This is a genomic window from Cellulosimicrobium cellulans, from assembly GCF_042723955.1.
Taxonomy (GTDB): Bacteria; Actinomycetota; Actinomycetes; order Actinomycetales; family Cellulomonadaceae; genus Cellulosimicrobium; species Cellulosimicrobium cellulans_H.
This window is the reverse complement of record NZ_JBHXIC010000003.1, coordinates 69272-75005: the sequence shown is the minus strand read 5'-3', so window position 1 is coordinate 75005 and position 5734 is coordinate 69272. Positions and strand designations below refer to the sequence as shown.

At 73.2% G+C, this 5734-nt stretch carries 4 protein-coding genes; 2 read left to right on the top strand and 2 right to left on the bottom strand.

Annotated features, from left to right (window positions below; genetic code table 11):
• Positions 1–379: 379 nt before the first annotated feature.
• Entirely contained in the window at positions 380–1993 is a 1614-nt protein-coding gene (locus ACFWH7_RS01770; protein ID WP_378214719.1) for a flavin monoamine oxidase family protein, read from the top strand.
• A gap of 149 nt (positions 1994–2142) precedes the next feature.
• Here the strand turns inward: ACFWH7_RS01770 and guaB are convergent, their stop codons facing one another.
• Both guaB and ACFWH7_RS01760 read right to left on the bottom strand, forming a co-directional pair.
• Entirely contained in the window at positions 2143–3672 is a 1530-nt protein-coding gene (gene guaB, locus ACFWH7_RS01765; RefSeq protein ID WP_378214718.1) for an IMP dehydrogenase, read from the bottom strand.
• Positions 3673–3754: 82 nt separating this feature from the next.
• Positions 3755–4888: a MerR family transcriptional regulator gene (locus ACFWH7_RS01760; protein ID WP_378214717.1), complete on the bottom strand. Its 1134-nt coding sequence runs from the start codon at positions 4886–4888 to the stop codon at positions 3755–3757.
• Between the two features lie 276 nt (positions 4889–5164).
• Here ACFWH7_RS01760 and ACFWH7_RS01755 point away from each other — a divergent pair, with 276 nt between their 5' ends.
• Positions 5165–5455 (top strand): WhiB family transcriptional regulator, encoded by a 291-nt coding sequence (locus ACFWH7_RS01755; RefSeq protein WP_141388509.1) that lies wholly within the window; start codon positions 5165–5167, stop codon positions 5453–5455.
• Positions 5456–5734 lie beyond the last annotated feature (279 nt).

The window sequence follows — 5734 nt, the reverse complement described above, 5'->3', positions numbered from 1 at the left end:
GGGGGGGGGGGCCCCCCCCCCCGCGGGGCCCCCCCCCCCGCCCCCCCGGGCCGCCCCCCCCCCGCCCCGCTCCGGCGGCCAGACGGCCACCGGAGCGGCGACGCTAGACGCCGACCGTTTCCGGGCCGTGACGGCTGCGTGTCCGCTCGTCGCCGCGCCCTCGGGCTCGCGACGCCCGTGCCGCGCGGTCCTGCGACCCGGCACGACGGCGACGACACGAGACGTTTACGCGAGCCGCCGCGCGTTGACGGACGCGAAACGTGCCGGACCCGCGTTCGCGACGACGCGTCCCTAGCGTCGGCGGCGGTGCTGACGGCGGCACCCGGCATCGTGGGCCGGGCACTCCGTCCGTCAGGCCGTGGACGAGAGGCTCAGCCACATGGTCACTGACGAGAAGACGTCCGGCGTCTCGCGCCGCAGCTTCCTCCAGGCCGTCGGGGTCGGCTCCAGCGCCGGCGTCATGTTCGCGACGATGGGCGCCGTCGGGCTCGCCCCGACGGCCGCCGCCCAGCCGCGGAACGAGTCGTGGACGCCGCCGCGGGGCAGCGACTTCAGCCTGACGGGCCGCTCGGCCAAGAAGGTCGTCGTCGTGGGTGCCGGGCCCGCGGGCCTCGCCTCCGCGTACGAGCTGCAGAAGGCGGGGTACCGGGTGACGGTGCTCGAGGCGCGCCACCGGCCGGGCGGGCGGACGCTGACCATACGTGGGGGCGACTCCGAGACGGACGTCAACGGCGTCACGCAGAAGGCCCGGTTCTCCGACGGCGTGTACATGAACGCGGGCGCCGGACGCATCGCGCAGTGGATGGTCACCATGGACTACCTGCGCGAGCTGGGCGTCCCCTACGAGGTGTTCACCAACGCGAACGCGGACGCCTACCTCTACAACGAGCGCTCGGGCGCCACCCCCGGCAACCCCGTCCGGTACCGCACGGCCAAGGCGGACGTCTTCGGCTACACGTCCGAGCTGCTGAGCTACGCGACCGACCAGGGCGCGCTCGACCAGAAGCTCACGGCCGCGGACAAGGAGAACCTGCGCGCCTTCCTCCGGTCCTGGGGGTCGCTGCAGTCCGACGGCAGCTACCGCGGCGGGGACAACCGGGGATACTCCGTCTACCCGTCCGCCTGGAACGAGCACGGCACGCCGCTCCCCGGCCCCGGCACGGTCTCGGAGGTGCTCGCCTCGAAGGTGGGGCAGTACTTCCCGTTCGAGATCAACTGGGAGCAGTCGATGCTCATGTTCCAGCCGAAGGGCGGCATGGACACGACCTACGACTACTTCGTCCGGGCCATCGGCAAGCAGAACGTCCTGTTCAGCTCGCCGGTCACCGGGGTGCGGAACACCACGAGCGGCGTCACGGTCACCTACACCGCGCCGAACGGCAAGGCCCGCCAGGTCGACGCGGACTTCGCGATCGTCGCCGCGCCCGCGGGGCTCATGCGGCGGTGGGACACCAACTGGGGCGCCGACATCGACGCCGCCCTCGGCGAGTTCGCCGTCGGGTCCCCGGCGGGCAAGATCGGGCTCGAGTACCGCTCGCGGTTCTGGGAGGACGACCACCGGATCTACGGCGGCATCACCGAGACCGACATGGACCTCGCCCACGTCTGGTACCCCTCCTACGGGTACGGCGAGCGTCGCGGCCTCGTCGTCGGGTACTACAACACCGGCGCCAACGCGCGCTCCTACGCGGACATGACGCCGCGGCAGCGCGAGATGCGCGCCGTCGAGCAGGGCGTGAAGATCCACGGCGAGAAGTACCGGACCGAGCTCGAGAGCTCGTTCTCCATCGCGTGGCACAAGGTGCCCTACATCGAGGGCGCGTGGGCCTACCCGAACACGCAGTCGTCGCGCTTCAAGCAGCTCCAGCAGGGCGCGGGGAACGTCTACTTCGCGGGCGACTGGATGTCGGAGATCTCGGCGTGGCAGCACGGCGCGTTCTGGGCGGCGCGGTACGCCGTCCAGGCCCTGCACACCCGTGTCATGGCGTCGTGAGGCGGTCAGCGCACCCGACGGTGCGCCGACCTGACGGTCCGCCGGTCTGACGGACCGCCGGCCTGACGGCGTGCCCTGGCACGACGACGGCCCGGAGCCCGGCCCTGTGGGGGCCGGACGCCGGGCCGTCGTGGTGGTGGCGAGCCGCCTCAGAAGCCGGTGTAGTTCGGGGCCTCGACGGTCATCTGGACGTCGTGCGGGTGGCTCTCCTTGAGCGACGCCGACGTGATGCGGATGAAGCGCCCCTTCTCCTGGAGCTCCGGGACGGTCCGCGCGCCGACGTAGAACATCGTCTGGTGCAGGCCGCCGACGAGCTGGTGCGCGACGGTGCCGAGCGAGCCCTTGTACGCGACCTGGCCCTCGACGCCCTCGGGGACGATCATGTCGTCGCTCGTGACCTCGGCCTGGAAGTAGCGGTCCTTCGAGTAGGACTTCTTGCCGCGCGAGGACATGGCGCCCATGGAGCCCATACCTCGGTACGCCTTGTACTGCTTGCCGTTGACGAGGATCGTCTCGCCCGGCGACTCCTCGGTGCCCGCGAGCATCGAGCCGAGCATGACCGACTCCGCGCCGGCGACGATCGCCTTGCCGATCTCGCCCGAGTGGCGCATGCCGCCGTCCGCGATGACGGGCACGCCCGCCGGGCGCGCCGCGAGGGACGCCTCGTAGACCGCCGTGACCTGCGGGACGCCCACGCCGGTGACGATGCGCGTCGTGCAGATGGATCCGGGGCCGACGCCGACCTTGACGGCGTCCGCGCCCGCGTCGACGAACGCCTGGGCGCCCTCGCGCGTCGCGACGTTGCCGCCGATCACCTGCACGCCGCGCGTCGCCGGGTCTGACTTGAGTCGCGCGACCATCTCGATGAGCATGCGCACGTTGCCGTGCGCCGTGTCGGCGACGAGCACGTCCACGCCCGCGTCGATCAGGGTCGTGGCGCGCTGCCACGCGTCGCCGAAGTACCCGATCGCGGCACCCACGAGCAGACGGCCCTGTCCGTCCTTCGACGCGTTGGGGAACTGCTCGGACTTCACGAAGTCCTTGACCGTGATGAGCCCGGTGAGGCGGCCGTCGGCGTCGACGAGCGGGAGGCGCTCGAGCTTGTGCTGGCGCAGGAGCGCGGTCGCCTCCTCGCGCGAGATGCCCGCCGGGCCCGTGATGAGCGGCTGCGGCGTCATGACCTCGTCGACCTTGGTCGTCGCCCACTCCGCGACGGGCGTGAAGCGCAGGTCGCGGTTGGTGACCATGCCGATGAGGCGGCGCTCGGCGTCGAGGACGGGGAAGCCGGAGATGCGGTACTCGCCTGCCGTCTTGTCGAGCTCCTCGAGCGTCGCGTCCGGGCCGATGGTCACCGGGTTGTCGATGATCCCCGTCTGCGTGCGCTTCACCAGGTCCACCTGGAGCGCCTGGTCCTCGATGGAGAGGTTGCGGTGCAGGACGCCGATGCCGCCCTGGCGCGCCATCGCGATCGCCATGCGCGACTCGGTGACGGTGTCCATCGCCGCCGAGACGAGCGGGACGCGGATCGAGATCTCGCGGGTCAGGCGCGTCGTGGTGTCGATGTCCGACGGCGCCAGGTCCGAGTAGCCGGGCTGCAGCAGCACGTCGTCATAGGTGAGACCCAGGAAAGCGAAGGGGTCGCGGTCGGGAGCGGCGGCGGGGACGGGCGAGGCGGTCACACCAGGATTCTACGCCGCGGGGCCCTCCGGCATTCCCGGCGCGATCCGCGCCCGGCACCCCGTGGGCCGCCCGCCCGAGACCTCAGCGGACGACCGCGAGGAGCTCGTGCAGGAGGCCGGTGAAGCTGCGCACGCGGTGCACCGTGGCGGCGAGCGGGAGGTCGCCGGCGGCCTCGTCGCTCGGCAGGCCGACGAAGAACGGCAGGCTCGGGTTCGCCTCGTGCGCCGCGTGGACGATCCCGAGGTCGGGGCGCGCCTGGGTCGTGACCATCGCGACCGCCGAGGGCCGCACCATCGTGACGATCTCCAGCGTGCGGTGGACGTTCGCCGGGCCGGTGACGATCCGGGCCATCGCGCCGTGCGACGCGAGCGACGCCGCGAGGGCGTGCGCGGCCAGCGGCAGCGGCTCGTCCGGCGCCGCGAACACGAGGACGATCCTGCGCATGCGGCTCGGGTGGTTGCGGGGCGGCCCCCCCGCCGCGACGATCGCGTCCTCGCTCGCCTGCGTGTACTCGCGCAGCGCGCCCAGCGTCGCGTTCGCGAGCACGACCTCGGGGACCTCCCCCGGGCCGGCGAGCACGGTGCGCTCGGCGAGGCGCTCGAGCGCCGGCTCGACGAGGTCGGACCACCAGGTGGAGGGGTCACCACCGGCAGGGATGCGCAGGAGCCGGTCGCAGGTGCGCTGGTCGTAGGCGATCGCGGCGTCGACGACGTCGGAGACGCGGGTCGGGCGCGGCGCCTCCCGCACGCCGAGGGCACGCGGCCCGCTCCCCCGCGCGGGCTCGCCCCCGGGCACGGCCCGCAGGAACGGGCGCGACGGCGGGGCCGGCTCGGCAACGGCGTCGTCCGCGTCGAGGTCGTCGTCGAGGTCCGACCCCTCGTCGGCACCGTGCTCGTCGAACGAGACGGAGCCGCGGTGCGCGTCGAGCTCGTCGGCGTCGGCCGCCAGGGCCGCGCGGGCCGCGTCGGCGGGTGCGACGCCGTCGAGCGTGAGGCGTCGCATGACGACGAGCCGCGCGACGTCGTCGTCCGTGTAGCGCCGGTGGGATCCCGCGCGGTGCTGCGAGGGGCCGAGCCCGTAACGGCGGTCCCACGTCCGCAGGGTCGCGGGCGCGACGCCGAGCCGGCGCGCGACGGCGGCGACGGCGAGGCCGGGGTTCGAGGACATGCTCGGTCGGGCTCCCTCGTGGTCGGGGGCGGACCGGACGGAGGTCATGGATCGATTCTGCCGACCGGCCTCGCGTCTCGCCACCTCGTCCAGGTCACAGTCGTGCACCCTTCGCTTCAGACTTGTGCAGGGTTTGTTCGCCACTCGCGCAAACGCGCCATCGAACCGACATCGCGCCAATCGAGGTCGGGCAGGGCCGCGGCCATGGATCGTTTTGGCCGGATGGCCCCGGGGCAGCGCGCCGGGAATCGCCGTGACCTGCCCGTTCACTTTTTCCCCACAAGGGACTTGAACAACTTCTGCAACGCTTGTAGGTTGTTCGCCATGGCAGAGATCTCGAGGCTCCCAGGGCCCGTCATGGAGTTGTGGGAATGGCAGTACCAGGGTTCGTGCCGCGACACGGACGACACCCTGTTCTTCCACCCCGAGGGCGAACGCGGTTCGACGCGACGACGGCGCGCGGAGGCCGCGAAGGCGATCTGCCACTCGTGCCCCGTCATGATGCAGTGCCGCGAGCAGTCGCTCCGCGTGCGCGAGCCGTACGGGGTGTGGGGCGGACTGAGCGAGGACGAGCGGGCGGCGATCCTCGCCGGCGGCGCTCGCCGCACCGGCTGACCGGCACCCCGCGGCACCACCAGCAGACCTGCACGGCACCGGTCCGACGTCGTACCGGGAGCGCGTGCGCACGACCCGTGGGAAACGGTGGGGCGACCGGCCACGGAACGCAGCAGGGCCCGCGACCGCGCCGCGGGGGGCGCGGCGGGGGGGCGGGCGCCGCGCGCGCGGCGGGGGGGGCCGCGACGGTGATCGGCGCGGCGGGGGCCCCGGTCAAAGGGGACGCCCCCCCCAACCCACGCCCCCGGTGGGGGGGGGGGGGGACGAAGGGGACTGGCT

Excerpts from the sequence above, each read along its gene's own strand:
- ACFWH7_RS01755 (WP_141388509.1), top strand. The coding sequence starts at position 5,165 with ATGGCAGAGATCTCGAGGCTCCCAGGGCCCGTCATGGAGTTGTGGGAA.
- ACFWH7_RS01760 (WP_378214717.1), bottom strand. The coding sequence starts at position 4,888 with ATGACCTCCGTCCGGTCCGCCCCCGACCACGAGGGAGCCCGACCGAGC.
- ACFWH7_RS01770 (WP_378214719.1), top strand. The coding sequence starts at position 380 with ATGGTCACTGACGAGAAGACGTCCGGCGTCTCGCGCCGCAGCTTCCTC.